The following is a 17,505-nucleotide window of genomic DNA, read 5'->3' on the forward strand; positions in this document are numbered from 1 at the left end:
CATGGCCGCAGCCACGACACCTCCCGTGGAGCTCGACGTCCAGGGCCGGACCGTGCGCGTCACGAGCCCGGACCGCGTCGTCTTCCCCGCGCGCGGGGTGACCAAGCTCGACGTCGTGCAGTACTTCCTCAGCGTCGGGGACGGGATCCTCGGCGCCCTGGTCGACCGCCCGACCACCCTGGAACGCTGGCCCAAGGGCGTCTTCGAGGGGGCTCGGATGAGCACCCGCACCGACAACACCGGCGACGCGTTCTACCAGAAGCGCATCCCCAAGGGCGCGCCCGACTACGTGCGCACCGCGCGCATCGCGTTCCCGAGCGGGCGGACCGCCGACGAGGTGTGCCCGACCGAGCTCGCCGTCGTCGCGTGGGCTGCGAACCTCGGGACGCTGACGTTCCACCCGTGGCCCGTCCGGGGCGAGGACGTCGAGGCCGTGGACCAGCTCCGCATCGACCTCGACCCCCAGCCCGGGACCGACTTCGACGACGCCGTGCGCGTCGCGCCGCACCTGCGCGAGGTGCTCGACGAGCTGGGCCTCCCCGGGTACCCGAAGACGTCGGGCGGGCGCGGCATCCACGTCTTCGTGCCGATCGCGCCCGAGTGGGACTTCGTCGCCGCGCGCCGCGCGACGATCGCGATCGGTCGCGAGCTCGAGCGCCGTCTCCCCGAGCAGGTCACCACCAGGTGGTGGAAGGAGGAGCGCGGCGCCAAGATCTTCGTCGACTACAACCAGATGGCGCGCGACCGCACCATCGCCTCGGCGTACTCGATCCGCTCCAACCAGCGCGCGACGGTGTCCGCTCCCCTGCGCTGGGAGGAGCTCGGTGACGTCCACCCGGACGACTTCGACGTGCTGTCGATGCCCGCGCGCTTCGCCGAGGTGGGGGACCTCTTCGCACCGCTGCGCGCCGACCGGGACGATCCGGGCGCGTCGCTCGAGCCCGCCCTGGAGCTGTCCCGGCGCGACGAGGCCGAGCACGGGCTCGGTGACCTGCCGTACCCCCCGGAGTACCCGAAGATGCCGGGCGAGCCCAAGCGCGTGCAGCCGAGCAAGGACCGTGACCGGCCCCGCGCCTAACGTCCCCGGTCGTCGCCTCGCCGCAGCGTGAACCGTGCGTCAGACGACGCCGGGAGCGCCCGGCAGGATGCCGGTGAGGTCGTAGCGCACCGGCTCCTCGAGCTGGTCGTAGGTGCACGACGACGGGTCACGGTCGTCGCGCCAGCGCCGGAACTGCGCCGTGTGCCGGAACCGCGTGCCCTCCATGTGGTCGTACGCCACCTCGAGCACGCGCTCGACGCGCAGCGGCGTGAACGACAGGTCCTTGCCCGAGCTCCACCGCGACACCGCCCCCGGCATCCGCTCGCCCGCGGGGTTCTCCCACCCGGACCAGGGGTGCGCGTCGGCCTCCGGCGTGCCCGGCTCGACGACCAGCGGGGCGAGCTCGGTCACGAGCGCCGCACGTCGCGCCGCCGGGAACGACGCGGCCACGCCGACGAACTGGAGCTGGCCCGCGTCGTCGTACAGGCCGAGCAGGAGCGAGCCGAGCAACGGCTTCGCGGGAGTCGACGTCTTGTGCAGGCGGTACCCCGCCAGCACGACGTCTGCCTCCCGCCCGTGCTTGATCTTGAGCATCGCGCGCTTGTTCGGCTGGTACGCCCCGTCGAGCGGCTTCGCGACGACGCCGTCGAGGCCCGCCCCCTCGAAGGTGTCGAACCACTCGCGCGCGACCGCGACGTCGCACGTGCGGGGGGTGGCGTGGACGGCGGGGCCGTCGAGGCCGAGCGAGTCCAGCACCTCGTGGCGGCGCGCCAGCGGCTCGCCCGTGAGGTCGTCGTCGCCGAGCGCGAGCACGTCGAACACGACGAGCGCGGCGGGCGTCTGCTCGGCGAGCAGGCGCACGCGCGAGTCCGCCGGGTGGATCCGCTGCTGCAGCACCTCGAACTGGAGGCGCCCGTCCTGGGCGACGACGATCTCGCCGTCGACCACGCAGCGGGGAGGAAGAGCCGTGCGCACCGCCTCGACGACCTCCGGGAAGTAGCGCTCCATCGGCCGCGCGTTGCGGCTGTCGAGGCGGACCTCGTCGCCGTCGCGGTACACGATCGCGCGGAACCCGTCCCACTTCGGCTCGTAGACGTACCCGCCGTCCACGGCGTCGGGCTCGGGCACGTCGGGCACCGACTTCGCGAGCATGGGCAGCACGGGAGGCATGACGGGCAGGTCCATGTGCCGATGCTGCCACCGGCCGCGGCGTGCGGCACGACGACACGTCCGTGGCGCCCGACCGCCGCCGACCGCGCGGCGCGAGCGCGGCCGGTCAGGCCGGGAGCTGCGTCGCCTCGGCGGCCTTCGTGCCGGTGATGCGGTAGACGTCGAACACGCCGTCGACCTTGCGGACCGCGCTGAGCACCTGCGCGAGGTGCGCGGGCTCCGCCATCTCGAAGACGAAGCGGGACATCGCGACGCGGTCGTTCGACGTCGACACGGTGGCCGACAGGATGTTCACGTGGTTGTCCGACAGGACGCGCGTGACGTCGGAGAGCAGGCGCGCCCGGTCGAGCGCCTCGACCTGGATCTGGACCAGGAACATGGCGTTGCTGCCCGTGGTCCACGAGACGTCGACGATGCGCTCGGGCTGGTTGCGGAGCCCCACGACGTTGCCGCAGTCCGCGCGGTGGACGCTCACGCCCTGGCCGCGTGTGATGAAGCCGATGATCTCGTCCCCGGGCACGGGGGTGCAGCACTTGGCGAGCTTGACCCAGATGTCGTCGACGCCCTTGACCATGACGCCGGGGTCCCCCGTGCGCACGCGGCGCGCGGTGTGCCCGGGGCGCGCGGTCTCCGCGACGTCCTCGACCGTCCCCTCCTCGCCGCCCATCGCCTGGACGAGCTTGGAGACGACGTTCGCCGCCGACACCTGGCCCTCGCCGATCGCGGCGTACAGCGCCGTGACGTCGGCGAAGCGGAGCTCGTTGGCGAGCGCGACGAGCGACTCGTGCGACAGCAGGCGCTGGATCGGCAGGTTCTGCTTGCGCATCGCCTTGGCGATCGCGTCCTTGCCGTGCTCGACGGCCTCCTCGCGGCGCTCCTTGGAGAACCACTGGCGGATCTTGTTGCGCGCACGCGGGCTCTTAACGAACGCGAGCCAGTCGCGGCTGGGGCCCGCGTTCTCGGACTTCGAGGTGAGGACGTCGACCGAGTCGCCGTTCTCGAGCGTCGAGTCGAGCGGCACGAGGCGCCCGTTGACGCGCGCGCCCATGGTCCGGTGCCCGACCTCGGTGTGCACCGCGTAGGCGAAGTCGACCGGGGTCGAGCCCGCGGGCAGCGCCATCACGTCACCCTTGGGCGTGAAGACGTAGACCTCCGCGCCGCCGATCTCGAAGCGCAGCGAGTCGAGGAACTCCGCGGGGTCCGCCGTCTCGCGCTGCCAGTCGACGAGCTGGCGCAGCCAGCGCATGTCGTTCGCGGCGGTGTCCTCCTTGGCGGTCTTCCCACCCGACTTCGCGGTCTCCTTGTACTTCCAGTGCGCCGCGACGCCGTACTCCGCGCGACGGTGCATCTCGTGCGTGCGGATCTGGATCTCGACGGGCTTGCCGCCCGGGCCGATGACCGTCGTGTGCAGCGACTGGTACATGTTGAACTTCGGCATCGCGATGTAGTCCTTGAACCGCCCGGGCACGGGGTTCCACCGCGCGTGCAGCGCGCCGAGCGCCGCGTAGCAGTCCCGGACGCTGTCCACGAGGACGCGCGCACCGACGAGGTCGTAGATCTCCGCGAAGTCGTGCCCGCGCACGATCATCTTCTGGTAGATCGAGTAGTAGTGCTTGGGCCGCCCGGTCACCGTCGCCTTGATCTTCGCGCTGCGCAGGTCCGCCGTGACCTGCTCGCGCACGACCGCGAGGTACTCCTCGCGCGCGGGTGCCCGCTCCGCCACGAGGTGCACGATCTCGTCGTAGACCTTGGGGTACAGGGCCTGGAACGAGAGGTCCTCGAGCTCCCACTTGATCGTGTTCATGCCGAGGCGGTGCGCGAGGGGGGCGTAGATCTCGAGCGTCTCGCGCGCCTTGCGGCCCGCCGACGACGACGAGACGTACTTCCAGGTGCGCGCGTTGTGCAGGCGGTCGGCGAGCTTGATGACGAGCACACGGATGTCGCGCGCCATGGCGACGACCATCTTGCGCACGGTCTCGGCCTGCGCCGCGTCGCCGTACGTGACCTTGTCGAGCTTGGTCACGCCGTCGACGAGCATGGCGATCTCCTCGCCGTACTCGTCCGTGAGCTGCGCGAGCGAGTAGTCGGTGTCCTCGACCGTGTCGTGCAGCAGCGCGGCGGCGAGCGTAGACCCGTCGAAGCCGAGCTCGGCGAGGATCGTCGCGACGGCGACGGGGTGCGTGATGTACGGGTCGCCGCTCTTGCGCAGCTGCCCGCGGTGCGCGCGCTCCGCCGTCTCGTAGGCGCGCTCGATGACCGTGAGGTCGGTCCGGGGGTGGTTCGTGCGGACGGCCTGGAGCACGGGCTCGAGCGCCGGGCTGCCTGCGTTCGGACGGGCGCCGAAGCGCACGAGCCGCGACCGCACCCCACGACCGCCCGTACCGCCCTGGCCGGGGGCGGGCTGCGCGCCCGCCTTCTCCGGGGCGCGCGACGTCCGGGTGTTCTCGCTCATGCGCGCCTCCTTCCGCAGGCCAGCGATCGCCGACACGGTGTCGACGACCAGCCGAGACGACCGGAGTGGCAATCCTACGACTCGACGTGGACCAGGGTGGTCACGTCGCGGCCCGCGAGCCGCTCGCGGCCACCCAGGCCCTCGAGCTCCAGGAGGAACGCGAGGCCGACGACGACGCCTCCCCCGCGCTCGACGAGCTCGGCGCCCGCGGCCGCCGTGCCCCCGGTCGCGAGCACGTCGTCCACCACGAGAACACGCGCACCGGTCGACAGTGTTCCCGAGCGCAGCTCGATCGTCGCGGTGCCGTACTCGAGGTCGTAGGTCACGGCGTCGACGGGCGGCGGCAGCTTGCCCGCCTTGCGCAGCGGCACGAAGCCGACCCCCAGGTGCGTCGCGAGCGGGGCGCCGATGAGGAACCCGCGCGCCTCCATGCCTGCGACGAGGTCGATGCCGCCCGCGGCGCGCGCGACGTCCCCGAGCGCCTCGACGACGTGCCCGAAGGCCTCGCCATCGGCGAGGAGCCCGGTGATGTCGCGGAAGGTGATGCCGGGCCCGGGGTAGTCGGGCACGGCGCGGACGAGCTCGAGCACGCGGGAAGCCCGCTGCCCACCGAGACCGGCGAGGCCGACGGCCCGCAGGCCGTCCACCTCGCCGGTCGACGGGTGGTTCGCGTCGGTCATCGCGGCCGACGGCGGCGCGGCTGCGCCTTGTTGCCGAGGTGCTCGCCCGGCTGGAGCTGGCGGTGGCCCGTCCCGACGCCGGCCGCCGCGAGCGCGGCGTCCTCGTCGTCACCCGCCGCCTCGACGCGCTCGGCACGCAGCGCGAGCACCTTCGCCGTGTGTTCCTGGATCGGCTTCTCGCGCTCACGGAGGGCGACCTCGAGCGGCGTGGCGAGGTAGACCGACGAGTACGCGCCCACGGCCATGCCGACGAACAGCGCGAGCGCGATGTCGCGCAGCGTGCCGGCGCCGAGGAGGAACGCACCGATGAAGAGGATGCCGGCGACGGGGAGCAGCGCGACGACCGAGGTGTTGATCGAGCGCACCAGCGTCTGGTTGATCGCCAGGTTCGCCCGCTCGGCGTACGTGCTGCGCGTCTGGTCGAGGATGCCCGCCGTGTTCTCCCGCACCTTGTCGAACACCACGACCGTGTCGTAGATCGAGTACGCGAGGATCGTCAGGAGCCCGATCACGGTCGCCGGGGTGATCTCCCACCCGATCAGGGCGTAGATGCCGACCGTGACGATCAGGTCGTGGAACAGCGCGATGACCGCGGCGAGCGCCATGCGCCAGTTCCGGAAGTAGATCGTCATGACCAGGCTGACGAGCAGCAGGAAGACGACGAGGCCGACGAGCGCCTTCTGGGAGACGTCCTTGCCCCATGTCGGGCCGATGTAGGAGCTGGTCACCTCGCCCGCCGCCACGCCGTAGGCGTCGGCGAGCTCCGCGGCGACCTGCTCGACCTGCTCGTTGCTGAGCTCGGCGGTCTGGACCCGGACGGTGCTGGAGCCCACCGAGGTGACGCGCGGCACCTCCTCGGGCGCCACCGCCGCGACGGCGTCGAGCGCCGGTTGCTGCGACGTGTCGGACACGCCGGAGACGGTGAACTCGGACCCGCCACGGAACTCGATCCCGAGGTTCAGGCCGTCACCTGCCATCCGGACGCCGATGACCCCGAGCGAGAGGACGACGAGGACGACCGCCACCAGGAAGTAGACCCGTCGCTTCGCGACGATGGCGTAGGACCGGCGGCCCGTGTACAGGTCGTTGCCCCACTGGGCGAAACCGCTGGCCATCAGTGCTTCTCCTCGTTCTCGTCGCCCGCCGCGTCGGCGGCCGGGGACCCCTCGTCGCCGGACGCCGCGGCAGCGCGCCGCTCGGCCGCCCGGCGTTCGGCGATGGTCATGCGCGCCCCGTCGGGGCGGCCCACGCCGGCGCCGACCGTCTCCCGCACCGGCGCCGTACGCGTCGGCTCGGCGGCGGCCGACACGGGCGCGTCCTCGGGCTCGGGCGGAGCCTCCTGCGCGGCCCCCGGTGTGGTCGCGCCGACGACGCGACCGCGGCCCGCGTAGCGTGCGGTCCGCACGCCCAGGCGCCGGGGGTCGAGCCCGGAGGCCGGGTGCCCGTTGGCGAAGAACTTGGTCCGGGCGAGCAGCTGCATCAGCGGGTGCGTGAAGAGGAACACCACGACGAGGTCGACGAGCGTCGTCAGACCGAGCGTGAAGGCGAAGCCGCGCACGCCACCGACCGCCAGGTAGTACAGGACGATCGCGGCGACGAAGTTCACGGCGTCCGAGGCGAGGATCGTGCGGCGCGCCCGCTGCCAGCCCTTCTCGACCGCCGAGTTCAGCGTCCTGCCGTCGCGCAGCTCGTCGCGGATGCGTTCGAAGTACACGATGAACGAGTCCGCGGTGATACCGATCGCCACGATGAGTCCCGCGACGCCGGCGAGCGACAGCCGGTAACCGATCGTCCAGGACAGGACCGAGATGACGCCGAACGTCACGACGGCGGCGATGCCGAGCGACGCGACGGTCACGAGCCCCAGCACCCGGTACTGGAAGAGCGAGTAGATGACGACGAGGAGCATGCCGATCGCGCCCGCGAGGAGGCCCTTCTCGAGCTGCTCGGAGCCGAGCGTCGCGGAGATCTGCTCCTGGCTCTGCACCTCGAACGTGAGGGGCAGCGAACCGAAGTTGAGCTGGTTGGCGAGCGTCGCGGCGCTGTCGCGCGTGAAGTTGCCCGAGATCTCGGCCTTGCCGTCCGGGATGACGACCTGCGAGACGGGCGCGGAGATGACGAGCCCGTCGAGCACCATCGCGAACTGGTTCTGCGGGGACGGCAGCGACGTGAGACGCGTCGTCACCTCGCGGAACTGCTGCGTGCCCTGGGAGTCGAACTCGATGTTGACGACCCACTCGTTGGTGACGACGCCGTTCTGCCCGACGCGCAGACCCGAGTTCGCGTTGGAGATGTCCGTGCCCTCGACCTCGACGGGGCCCAGGATGTACTTGGCCGAGCCGTCGTCGGCGCACGCGACGAACGCGCTGTCGGTCGGGCCGCTGTCGCCGCCGACGAGGTTCTCCGGGAGCGTGCAGTCGAGCGCGTCGAACTGCTCCTGCAGCTCGGGCGTGATCTGGGCGAGGTCGCTCGGGTCCTCCGGTCGCGTCGCCTCCTCGGCCGGGTCGGTCGTGGCGTCGTCCGCGGGCGCGTCCGTCGCCTCGTCGGCGGCCGGGTCGCCCGTCTCCTCGGAGGTCGCGTCGGACTCGGCGGCGTCCGCCGACTCCGTCGCGTCCGGTGCGTCCTCCGCCGCGGCGTCGTCGCCCGCGGCCTCGTCGGTCGCCTCGTCGGCCGGGGTCGCGGTCGGCATGCCCACGGTGAGCACCGGCCGGAAGCGCATCTGCGCGGAGGTGCTGACGAGGTCGATCGTCTCCTGGGACGGCTGCCCGGGGATACCGACGACGATGTTGTTCCGACCCTGGCTCGTGATCTCCGCCTCGGACACGCCCTGCGCGTCGATGCGCTGGCGGATGACGTTGATCGCCTGGTTGATGTCCTCGGCCGTCGGCTGCGAGCCGTCGGTGGTGACCGGCTGCAGGATGATCTGCGTGCCACCCTCGAGATCGAGCGCGAGGCCCGGGGTCAGGCTCGCCCCGCCCGGGTTGTCCTCGGTCTTCGGGTCGAGCTTCGTGCCCGCGAAGAGGGACCCGAAGAGGACGACGATGAGGATTCCCAGGGTGACGAGGGTCCGTACGGGCCTCGCTCGTGTGCTGCTGGTGGCCAACTGTCCGTCTCTTCTCGTGCGTGTGCGGTGGGCCTCGCGGCCCACCGCGTCAGACCGGTCGCGGGAGCGACCGGCATAGGGTCACTTGGTGTCGGTGCCGTCGTCCCGGCGCCCGCGGTCCTTCTCCGACCCGTCGTCGGTCAGACCGGACAGGTCGTCGGGGACGACGAGGTCGTCGACGTCCCCCTTCGACGTGCTGGGGTCGGGGCTCGCGGTGCCGTAGACGGCTGCGGGCTCCGACGTCTCGTCGGTCTCCGGCTCCTCGGTCTCGACCGGGGGCTCGACGAGCTTCGCGATGGCCGCGCGCAGCCACCGCGTCTGGTTGCCCGGAGTGGACTCGATCGTGATGACGTCGGCCTCGTCGTCGACGTCGACGATCGTGCCGAACATGCCCGAGCCCGTCATCACCTCCTGCCCGGGGGCGAGGTTCGCCCGGAAGTTCTGGGCCTCGCGCTGCTGCTTGCGGGTGCGGCTGGTCATGAGGAACATCGCACCCGCCGCGAGGGCGAGGATGAGGATGAAGCTGATATCCATGACGGAGTCTCGTGTCCTGTTCTGTGCGGGATCTGCGCGCAGTCTAGGCGTGCGCGCACGGTTCACCAACGAGCCGTCTCGCCGCGGAGTTCCGCCCGCTCGGGTCCCGACCATTCTAGGACCACGTTCGGAGCGCCTGTGACCGTCGTCACGGGACGGCGTGGCGCACGGGCACCGGCCCCGTCAGGCGTCGAACAGGGTGCCGCCCTCGCGCGGCGGGGTGAGCCCCAGGTGGGCCCACGCGGCCGGGGTCGCGACGCGCCCGCGCGGCGTCCGTCCGATCAGGCCCTCGCGCACGAGGTACGGCTCGGCGACCGTCTCGACCGTCTCCGCCTCCTCGCCGACCGTCACGGCGAGCGTCGTGAGCCCGACCGGCCCGCCGTTGAACCGCGTGCACAACGCCGTGAGGACCGCCCGGTCGAGGCGGTCGAGGCCGATGGGGTCCACCTCGTAGACCTCGAGCGCCGCCCGCGCGGCGGCAAGGTCCATGCTCCCGTCGCCGCGGACCTGGGCCCAGTCGCGCACGCGCCGCAGCAGGCGGTTGGCGATGCGGGGCGTGCCGCGCGAGCGGCCGGCGATCTCGCGCGCGGCGTCCGGGTCGAGCGCGACGCCGAGCAGGCCCGCGGACCGGGAGAGCACGCGCTCGAGCTCGTCGCTCGAGTAGAAGTCCAGGTGCCCGGTGAAGCCGAAGCGGTCGCGCAGCGGCGCGGGCAGGAGTCCGGCGCGGGTCGTGGCGCCGACCGCCGTGAAGGGCGGCAGCGAGAGCGGGATGGCGCTCGCCCCCGCGCCCTTGCCCACGACGACGTCGACGCGGAAGTCCTCCATCGCCATGTAAAGGAGCTCCTCCGCCGGGCGGGCGAGGCGATGGATCTCGTCGATGAACAGCACCTCGCCCTCCTCGAGCGAGGACAGGACGGCGGCGAGGTCCCCCGCGTGCTGGATCGCCGGTCCGGACGTGACCCGCAGCGACGTGCCGAGCTCGGCGGCGATGATCATGGCGAGCGTCGTCTTGCCGAGCCCGGGCGGGCCCGACAGGAGCACGTGGTCGGGCGAGCTCCCGCGCGCGAGCGCCGCCTGGAGCACGAGCGAGAGCTGGTCCCGCACCACGGCCTGGCCCACGAACTCCTCGAGCCGGCGCGGTCGCAGCGCCGCCTCGGCGGCCCGCTCCAGGTCGTCGGCACCGGCCGCGACGATGCGCTCGGACGAGAACGCACCGTCCTCCCCCAGGCCCACCTGGTCGAAGGTCGCCATCGTCAGCCCCTCGGTCCGCCGAGCACGCGGAGCGCCGCGCGCAGCGCTCCCGCCACGTCAGGCGCCTCGACGACGTCCACGCCGGCCTCGGCGAGCACGGTCGAGACGGCGTCGTCCGCGGCCTTGAGGTTCCAGCCGAGCCCGACGAGCGCCTCCACCACCTGGTCGCGCCGGTCGTCCGCCCGACGCGCGTCGGCGCCACCGGTCGCCGAGGACGTCGCTCCCGGCGCGTCGTCGCCCGTCGGCGGCCCGAGCTTGTCGCCCAGCTCGAGGGCGATGCGCTGCGCGCCCTTGTTCCCGATGCCCGGCACCCGGACGAGGGCCGCGATGTCCCCACCGGCGACGGCACGGCGCAGGGCGTCGGGCGTGTGCACGGCGAGCATCGCGAGCGCGAGGCGCGGTCCGACGCCGCTCACGGTCTGCACGGTCTCGAACACGCTGCGCTCGTCGTCGTCGGCGAACCCGTAGAGCGTGAAGGAGTCCTCGCGGACCACCAGGCTCGTCGCGAGTCGCGCGTCCTCGCCGACGCGCAGGCCGGCGAGCGTGGCCGGCGTGGCGTGCACGAGGTATCCCACTCCCCCGACCTCGAGCACGGCGCGGTCGAGCTGGACGCTCGCCACGACTCCGCTCAGCGACGCGATCACGCAGGCTCCTCTCCTGGTCGGCGGCGGCCGACCTGGTCCGATGGTCCGCCGGGCCCGGTGACCGGCGTCGGGCGGCACGTCCGAGGACGGCGTCGAACACCCGTACGACCGCGGTCACTCTAGCAAGGTGCGCCCACGCCCCGACCGACCGACACGTGAGGTCAACGCGGCGCGCGACGGCTTCTCGCAGCGTGCTCCGCCGCTGCCCAGGCGCGCTGCGCCGGCGTCAGCTCGTGCCGCTCGCCCCCCTGGAGCGCACCGGCCGGGCGCCACAAGTGACAGATGGCGAGCGCGAGCGCGTCGGCCGCGTCCGCCGGCTTCGGCGGCTCCGCGAGGCCGAGGATCCCGGCGACCATGCGCTGCACCTGCTCCTTGCCGGCGCGACCGCTCCCGGTGACCGCGGCCTTGACCTCCGACGGCGTGTGCAGCGCCACGGGGACGCCCCGCCGCGCCGCGCCGACCATGGCGAGTCCCGCGGCCTGCGCGGTACCCATCACGGTCCCGACGTTGTGCTGCGCGAACACCCGCTCGACCGCGACGACGTCCGGCACGTGCTCGTCGAACCACGCGTCGAGCCGCTCCGCGATCCGCAGCAACCGCAGGTCCACGCTGAGGTCCGGGTCCGTCCGGATCACCCCCACGGCGACCAGCTCGGCCCCCCGCCCCCGCGCGGAGTCCACCACCCCGACACCGCACCGGGTCAGGCCGGGATCCACTCCGAGAACGCGCACCCCCCGACCCTTTCACGTGACCGACACGGACCGGCCGCGCCACGCGGGCCGGCACCGCACCGCGACCCGACCACCCGGACTCGAGCTGCGCCGGGTCAGTCGTCGTTCTCGAGCTCCGCCATGACCTCGTCCGACGCGTCGAAGTTCGCGTAGACGTTCTGCACGTCGTCGCTGTCCTCGAGCGCGTCGATGAGGCGGAGGATCTTGCGCGCGCCCTCGGCGTCGACCTCGACCTCCATGGACGGGTGCCAGATCGAGTCGGCGGAGTCGTACTCGATCCCCGCCTCCTGGATCGCGCTGCGCACCGCGACGAGGTCGCTCGCCTCGGACAGCACCTCGATGACCTCGCCGGAGTCGGTGACCTCCTCGGCCCCCGCCTCGAGCGCGGCGAGCATGACGTCGTCCTCGGTCACGCCGTCCGCCTTCGGGACGACGACGAGACCCTTGCGAGAGAACAGGTACGACACCGAGCCGGGGTCGGCGAGGTTGCCGCCGTTGCGGCTGAACGCGAGGCGGACCTCGGAGGCCGCGCGGTTCTTGTTGTCCGTGAGGCACTCGACCAGGACGGCGATGCCGTTGGGGCCGTACCCCTCGTACATGATCGTCTGGTAGTCGACGGCGTCGGCGCCCGTGCCGGACCCGCGCTTGACCGCGCGGTCGATGTTGTCGTTCGGGACCGACGACTTCTTCGCCTTCTGGATGGCGTCGAACAGCGTGGGGTTGCCGGCGGGGTCACCGCCGCCCGTGCGCGCCGCGACCTCGATGTTCTTGATGAGCTTCGCGAAGAGCTTGCCGCGCTTGGCGTCGATGGCGGCCTTCTTGTGCTTGGTCGTGGCCCACTTGGAATGCCCTGACATGCGTTCCTACCCCTTCGCGATTCTGACGAACAGCTCGTGCACGCGCGCGTCCCCGGAGATCTCCGGGTGGAACGAGGTGGCGAGCAGCGATCCCTGCTGGACTGCGACGATCCTACCGGCGGCGGCCGCGGGGATGCCGGGTGCCTCGTGGTCGGGGATGCGCGCGAGCACCTCGACCCCCGGGCCGACCTCCTCGACCCACGGCGCGCGGATGAACACCGCGTGGACCGCGTCGGTCCGGGCCCCGCCCCCCGGGCTGGCCTCCCGCGGGGACACGCCCGCGAACACGAGATCCGTCTCGAACGAGTCCACCTGTCGGCCGAACGCGTTGCGCCGCACGGTCACGTCGAGCCCGCCGAGGGTCCGCTGGTCGGTCGTGCCGCCGAGGATGCGGTCGGCGAGCAGGATCATGCCGGCGCACGAGCCGTAGACCGGCAGGCCGTCGGCGATGCGGGCGCGCAGCGGCTCGTCGAGCTCGAAGACGCGCAGGAGCTTGTCGATGGTCGTCGACTCGCCCCCGGGGAGCACCAGCCCGTCGACCGTGGCGAGCTCCTCGGGGCGCCGCACGCCGACCGTGCGGGCGCCCGCGGCCTCGAGCGCGGCGCGGTGCTCGCGCACGTCGCCCTGCAGGGCCAGGACTCCGATCGTGATCGTCACGAACGGGAATCATACGTCGGCGGGCGCGCGCGCCCCGCCACGAGGGCTGTTGCTAGCCTCGCCGTCGTGACCACCCCGCCCGGCCCCGGACCGACGCCGCCGTACCCCGCCCAGCCGTCCGGACACCCCGGCCCGCCTGCCCCGTACCCCGGCCTCCCGCCGCGCCCGCCACGGAGCACGCGCGGCGCGACGGTCCTCGTCGTGGTCGGCACGGTCGTGCTCGTGGTCGCGCTCGTCGCGGGAGTCCTCGGCGTCACGACGTTCCTGCGTGCGCTGCCCACGGGCGTGGTGGATGGCACGGGCGCGCCCGGTCCCGCCGCCCTCGCCTCGGGCGACGTCCCCGGCGAGGCGGACGTCGCGCTGTCCGGCGGCCGGCCCTACAGCGTGTGGGCGGTCGTGCCGATCGGCGCCGAGCGTTTCGGCGCCGCGGACGTCACCGTCGCGTGCCCGGACGGCGACCTCGAGGTGCGCCACCCCTCCGTGGCGGGGCGCTCCGGCTTCGGGTCGCACGAGGCGACGACCGCCGCCGAGGTGACGTCGCCGTCGACCCAGACCTGCACGGTGTCCGTCGCCCAGGGGCACTCCTCGCCCGGGGTGACGTTCGTCGTCACCGAGGGGTGGAGGTTCGGCGAGTTCTTCGCGACGGTCGGCGGCACCATCGCGCTGTGGTTCGTCGCGATCGGCGGGGTGATCCTCGGCCTCGGGCTCCTCGTCGGCGGGATCGTGTGGCGCGTCCTCGCCCGCCGGCCGTAGCAGCCGTCCGCCCCTGCACGCAGGGCACGTCGCGCGCCTCAGTCCTCGCGCGCGATCCCCAGGTGGCGCGTCACGCCGTCCCACCCGCCGAGCAGCGGCGCGACGAGGTCGGGCAGCCCCTCCGGGAAGACCTCGATCTCGACGCCGCGCAGGTCGTCGAGCGACCACCACCGCATCTCGTCCACGACGTCGAGCTCGACGTCCGTCCACCCGTCGCGACTGAGCTCCCCACCGACGTCGGCACCCTCCAGTCGAGCGAGGAAGAGCACCTCGTCCTGGCGGCAGTGCTGGCGGTAGAAGTCGAAGATCGCGCTGCGCGTGTAGACCGGTCCGACGAGCGCGCCCGCCTCGAGCAGGATGCCCGTCTCCTCGCGCACCTCGCGCAGCGCCGCGTCACGGTCGGACTCGCCGGGGTCGACGCCCCCGCCGATGGTGAACCACCACGACCGACCCGGCTGGTCGACGTCGTGCCCGCGCGCGAGAAGGATCCGGTCGGCGTCGTCGAGCAGGAGGACGCGCGCGCCCCGGCGGAAGTAGAGCCCGTCGTCCCCGAGCACCCAGTCGGGGCCCAGGGACGACGGCGCTCCGGCGGCGTCGGTCATGCTCGCGCGTCAGCCGTCCGTCGCCGGCGCGACGGCGGACGGGTGCGAGGCCCGCTCCCTCACCAGCCGCGCTCGGCGAACTGGATCGACCGCGCCGGCTCGTCGACGTTGAGGCCGACCATCGCCTCGCCCAGGCCCCGCGAGACCTTCGCGATCACGTCGGGGTCGTCGTAGAACGTCGTCGCCTTGACGATCGCGGACGCGCGCTGGGCAGGGTTGCCCGACTTGAAGATGCCCGAGCCCACGAACACGCCCTCGGCGCCGAGCTGCATCATCATCGCGGCGTCGGCGGGCGTCGCGATGCCGCCCGCCGTGAAGACGACGACGGGCAGCTTGCCCGTGGCCGCGACCTCCTTGACGAGCTCGTACGGCGCCTGGAGCTCCTTGGCCGCGACGAACAGCTCGTCCTCGGGGAGCGACGTGAGGCGGCGGATCTCGGCGCGGATGGTACGCATGTGGGTCGTTGCGTTGGAGACGTCGCCCGTGCCCGCCTCGCCCTTGGAGCGGATCATCGCCGCGCCCTCGGTGATGCGGCGCAGAGCCTCGCCGAGGTTCGTCGCGCCGCACACGAACGGGACGGTGAACTGCCACTTGTCGATGTGGTGGGCGTAGTCCGCGGGCGTGAGCACCTCGGACTCGTCGACGTAGTCGACCCCGAGGGACTGGAGCACCTGCGCCTCGACGAAGTGGCCGATGCGGGCCTTGGCCATGACCGGGATCGAGACGGCCTCGATGATGCCGTCGATCATGTCGGGGTCGGACATGCGCGAGACGCCGCCCTGCGCGCGGATGTCCGCGGGCACGCGCTCGAGGGCCATGACCGCGACCGCCCCGGCGTCCTCGGCGATCCTCGCCTGCTCGGGCGTGACGACGTCCATGATGACGCCGCCCTTGAGCATCTCCGCCATCCCGCGCTTGACCTTGGCGGTGCCGACGGCGCCGGCACCCTCCGTGGTCGCGGCGCCCGGGGCGCTCTCGGCAGGGACGTTCTGGTCGGCCACGTTGGTCACCGGTACCTCACACCTTCAGGTCAGGGGAACGTCGCGCGCTCGCGCGCGGACGCCGTCGAACAGGCTCGACGGCACATGCTCCCACGCGCTCCCATCCTATCGCCGGGGCGTCCACCCGACTCCGCCCCGAGCCCGCCCGCGGAGCGTCGCGGGCGGCCCGCGAGGCGGTCAGTCCGGCGTGCCCGCCGACGCGGCGGGGCGCACGAGGACGTCCGGGGCGGCGTCGTCGAGCTCGACGGTCGCCGGCATCGGCGCGTGGCCCGCGAGGTGGAACAGGCGCACCCACCACTTGCGCCGCACGCGCTGCGCCTGCGCGACGGCCTCGTTGTGGAACCGGCGCGCGAGCTGCGCACGGTACCAGGCGGCGGAGAGCGAGCCGAGGAGGTCGTCGCCGTCGGGACCGGACCGAAGCTCGGCGACGTCGTCGGCGTCCTCGAGGGCCGAGCGCAAGGTGGCCGTGAGGTCGCTCTCGGCGAGGGCGCGCGACTCCGCCATGCCGCCCAGCAGTCGCCGGGGGCGCGGTCCCTCGGGCGCCGCCAGGCCGGGCACCTGGTCGGCGAGCCGGCGCGTGTCGTCGTCGTCGTCGAGGACGGCGTGGGCCGCCTCGGCGACGAGGACGGAGCTCGCCGGGTCGAGCTCCCCGGAGGCCGCGAGGTCGACGGCGGCCGACGCCCGGCGCACGAGCTGCGCGTCGAGCGCCAGCCGAGAGGCCATCACCTTGCGGTGCAGCCGGTCGAGCCGCGACGCGGCGACCCACAGGAGCCACGCGACCAGCGCGGCGGCCACGAGGACGAGGACGGTGATCTCGGACCAGGTCACGGGCGACCTCCCTCGGGGTCGCGCGCCCGGCCCAGGAGGCGTCCGCCCCGGCGCGAGCGCGGGTCCTCGTGGACCGGGATGACCGCCTCGGACGCCGCGAGCACGGTCTCGTAGACGGCGAGCACCTGGGCGGTCACGGCGGACCAGTCGAAGCGCCGGACGAACTCGCTCGCCCGGGCACGGTAGGCGTCGCGCCGCGGCGGGTCGGCGAGCACGTCGAGGACCGCGGCGGCGAGCGCGTCCGGGTCACCCACCGCGAACAGCGCCCCGGCGGCGCCGTCGTCGAGCACGCGCCGGAACGCGCCGAGGTCGCTCGCGACCACGCACGCGCCCGCGCTCATCGCCTCGACGAGCACGATGCCGAAGCTCTCGCCCCCGGTCTGCGGCGCGATGTAGAGGTCGACGGACGCGAGCATGCTCGCCTTGTCCTCGTCGCTCACGCCGCCGAGGAACTCGACGGACGCGGCGTGCTCCCCCAGCGCCCCGATCGCGGCCTCGCGGCCGTCGTCGCCGCGGCCCGCGACGAGGAAGCGTGCGCCGGGGACCTTCTCGAGGATCGCCGGGATCGCCGCGGCGAGGACGGGCAGGCCCTTGCGCGGCTCGTCCAGGCGGCCGAGGAACCCGATGGTCGGCGCGTCGGGCGCGCCCTGCCACGCGGGGTTCGCGGGCGCGGACGCGAACGTGTCGACGTACACCCCGTTGGGGATGACGACGGCGTCCCCGCCCAGGTGGTCGACGAGCGTGCGCCGCGCGTCCTCCGAGACGGCGATGCGGGCGTCGATCTTCTCCAGGCTCTGCCGCACGAGCGGGTAGGCGACCTGGAGCGCGCGCGAGCGCACGATGGAGGTGTGGAACGTCCCGACGATCGGGCCCTGGGCGATCCACAGCGCGACCATGCTCAGCGAGGGGTTCACGGGCTCGTGGATGTGGAGCACGTCGAACCGGCCGGCCTCGAGCCAGCGCCGGACGCGCCCGGCCGTGCGCGGGCCGAACGTCACGCGCGCGACCGACCCGTTGTACCGGACCGGTACCGCGCCGCCGGCGGGCGTCAGGTAGTCCGGCACGGGCGTGTCGTCGTCGGCGGGGGCGAGGACGGAGACCTCGTGGCCCTGGGCCATGAGCGCCTCGGCGAGGTCGCGCACGTGGAACTGGACCCCGCCGGGCGCGTCGAACGAGTAGGGGCACACGATGCCCACGCGCAGG

At 73.2% G+C, this 17,505-nt stretch carries 17 protein-coding genes; 2 read left to right on the forward strand and 15 right to left on the reverse strand.

The features are described from left to right. Position 1: 1 nt before the first annotated feature. Complete coding sequence (gene ligD, locus JN535_RS07215; RefSeq protein WP_205204291.1) at positions 2–1,078, forward strand: non-homologous end-joining DNA ligase; 1,077 nt, start codon at positions 2–4, stop codon at positions 1,076–1,078. A gap of 39 nt (positions 1,079–1,117) precedes the next feature. Here ligD and JN535_RS07220 read toward each other — a convergent pair whose 3' ends face one another. From JN535_RS07220 to pdxT, 11 genes are all read right to left on the reverse strand, one after another. After that, positions 1,118–2,224: an ATP-dependent DNA ligase gene (locus JN535_RS07220; RefSeq protein WP_205204292.1), complete on the reverse strand. Its 1,107-nt coding sequence runs from the start codon at positions 2,222–2,224 to the stop codon at positions 1,118–1,120. Positions 2,225–2,315: 91 nt separating this feature from the next. After that, positions 2,316–4,661 (reverse strand): RelA/SpoT family protein, encoded by a 2,346-nt coding sequence (locus tag JN535_RS07225; protein WP_205204294.1) that lies wholly within the window; start codon positions 4,659–4,661, stop codon positions 2,316–2,318. 74 nt (positions 4,662–4,735) lie between these two features. Next, positions 4,736–5,341, reverse strand: a complete 606-nt coding sequence (locus JN535_RS07230; RefSeq protein ID WP_205204296.1) for an adenine phosphoribosyltransferase — start codon at positions 5,339–5,341, stop codon at positions 4,736–4,738. Then, entirely contained in the window at positions 5,338–6,456 is a 1,119-nt protein-coding gene (gene secF, locus JN535_RS07235; protein ID WP_205204298.1) for a protein translocase subunit SecF, read from the reverse strand. The genes JN535_RS07230 and secF overlap by 4 nt, the downstream gene beginning before the upstream one ends. Continuing rightward, complete coding sequence (gene secD, locus JN535_RS07240; protein WP_205204300.1) at positions 6,456–8,444, reverse strand: protein translocase subunit SecD; 1,989 nt, start codon at positions 8,442–8,444, stop codon at positions 6,456–6,458. The genes secF and secD overlap by 1 nt, the downstream gene beginning before the upstream one ends. Before the next feature lie 81 nt (positions 8,445–8,525). After that, positions 8,526–8,978 (reverse strand): preprotein translocase subunit YajC, encoded by a 453-nt coding sequence (yajC, locus tag JN535_RS07245; protein ID WP_205204311.1) that lies wholly within the window; start codon positions 8,976–8,978, stop codon positions 8,526–8,528. A gap of 183 nt (positions 8,979–9,161) precedes the next feature. Continuing rightward, positions 9,162–10,229 carry a Holliday junction branch migration DNA helicase RuvB gene (ruvB, locus tag JN535_RS07250; protein WP_205204321.1) on the reverse strand — a complete coding sequence of 356 codons (1,068 nt, stop codon included), beginning with the start codon at positions 10,227–10,229 and terminating at the stop codon, positions 9,162–9,164. Between the two features lie 2 nt (positions 10,230–10,231). After that, entirely contained in the window at positions 10,232–10,873 is a 642-nt protein-coding gene (ruvA, locus tag JN535_RS07255) for a Holliday junction branch migration protein RuvA (protein ID WP_205204323.1), read from the reverse strand. A gap of 161 nt (positions 10,874–11,034) precedes the next feature. After that, complete coding sequence (gene ruvC / locus JN535_RS07260) at positions 11,035–11,604, reverse strand: crossover junction endodeoxyribonuclease RuvC (RefSeq protein ID WP_205204325.1); 570 nt, start codon at positions 11,602–11,604, stop codon at positions 11,035–11,037. 95 nt (positions 11,605–11,699) lie between these two features. Further along, entirely contained in the window at positions 11,700–12,461 is a 762-nt protein-coding gene (locus tag JN535_RS07265; RefSeq protein WP_053370897.1) for a YebC/PmpR family DNA-binding transcriptional regulator, read from the reverse strand. Between the two features lie 6 nt (positions 12,462–12,467). Further along, positions 12,468–13,118, reverse strand: coding sequence for a pyridoxal 5'-phosphate synthase glutaminase subunit PdxT (pdxT, locus tag JN535_RS07270; protein WP_205204327.1), 651 nt, complete (start codon positions 13,116–13,118; stop codon positions 12,468–12,470). Positions 13,119–13,184: 66 nt separating this feature from the next. Between pdxT and JN535_RS07275 the strand changes: the two genes are divergently transcribed. After that, the gene (locus tag JN535_RS07275; protein ID WP_205204329.1) at positions 13,185–13,871 is read left to right on the forward strand and encodes a hypothetical protein; all 687 of its coding nucleotides are present in this window, start codon (positions 13,185–13,187) and stop codon (positions 13,869–13,871) included. A 38-nt stretch (positions 13,872–13,909) separates the two neighbouring features. Here JN535_RS07275 and JN535_RS07280 read toward each other — a convergent pair whose 3' ends face one another. The 4 genes from JN535_RS07280 to JN535_RS07295 all read right to left on the reverse strand — a co-directional run bounded on the left by JN535_RS07280 (position 13,910) and on the right by JN535_RS07295 (position 17,504). Beyond that, positions 13,910–14,473, reverse strand: coding sequence for an NUDIX hydrolase (locus JN535_RS07280; RefSeq protein ID WP_205204331.1), 564 nt, complete (start codon positions 14,471–14,473; stop codon positions 13,910–13,912). A 59-nt stretch (positions 14,474–14,532) separates the two neighbouring features. Beyond that, positions 14,533–15,474, reverse strand: coding sequence for a pyridoxal 5'-phosphate synthase lyase subunit PdxS (pdxS, locus tag JN535_RS07285; RefSeq protein WP_205204716.1), 942 nt, complete (start codon positions 15,472–15,474; stop codon positions 14,533–14,535). 177 nt (positions 15,475–15,651) lie between these two features. Further along, positions 15,652–16,302 (reverse strand): hypothetical protein, encoded by a 651-nt coding sequence (locus tag JN535_RS07290; RefSeq protein WP_205204332.1) that lies wholly within the window; start codon positions 16,300–16,302, stop codon positions 15,652–15,654. Continuing rightward, entirely contained in the window at positions 16,299–17,504 is a 1,206-nt protein-coding gene (locus JN535_RS07295; RefSeq protein WP_205204717.1) for a glycosyltransferase family 4 protein, read from the reverse strand. The genes JN535_RS07290 and JN535_RS07295 overlap by 4 nt, the downstream gene beginning before the upstream one ends. Position 17,505 lies beyond the last annotated feature (1 nt).

The sequence above is a fragment of the Cellulosimicrobium cellulans genome (assembly GCF_016921195.1).
GTDB classification, from domain to species: Bacteria; Actinomycetota; Actinomycetes; order Actinomycetales; family Cellulomonadaceae; genus Cellulosimicrobium; species Cellulosimicrobium cellulans_F.

Bases quoted from the DNA above. Each gene is read 5' to 3' on its own strand.
- ligD (WP_205204291.1), top strand. From the start codon at position 2: ATGGCCGCAGCCACGACACCTCCCGTGGAGCTCGACGTCCAGGGCCGG.
- JN535_RS07220 (WP_205204292.1), bottom strand. From the start codon at position 2,224: ATGGACCTGCCCGTCATGCCTCCCGTGCTGCCCATGCTCGCGAAGTCG.
- JN535_RS07225 (WP_205204294.1), bottom strand. From the start codon at position 4,661: ATGAGCGAGAACACCCGGACGTCGCGCGCCCCGGAGAAGGCGGGCGCG.
- JN535_RS07230 (WP_205204296.1), bottom strand. From the start codon at position 5,341: ATGACCGACGCGAACCACCCGTCGACCGGCGAGGTGGACGGCCTGCGG.
- secF (WP_205204298.1), bottom strand. From the start codon at position 6,456: ATGGCCAGCGGTTTCGCCCAGTGGGGCAACGACCTGTACACGGGCCGC.
- yajC (WP_205204311.1), bottom strand. From the start codon at position 8,978: ATGGATATCAGCTTCATCCTCATCCTCGCCCTCGCGGCGGGTGCGATG.
- ruvB (WP_205204321.1), bottom strand. From the start codon at position 10,229: ATGGCGACCTTCGACCAGGTGGGCCTGGGGGAGGACGGTGCGTTCTCG.
- JN535_RS07265 (WP_053370897.1), bottom strand. From the start codon at position 12,461: ATGTCAGGGCATTCCAAGTGGGCCACGACCAAGCACAAGAAGGCCGCC.
- JN535_RS07280 (WP_205204331.1), bottom strand. From the start codon at position 14,473: ATGACCGACGCCGCCGGAGCGCCGTCGTCCCTGGGCCCCGACTGGGTG.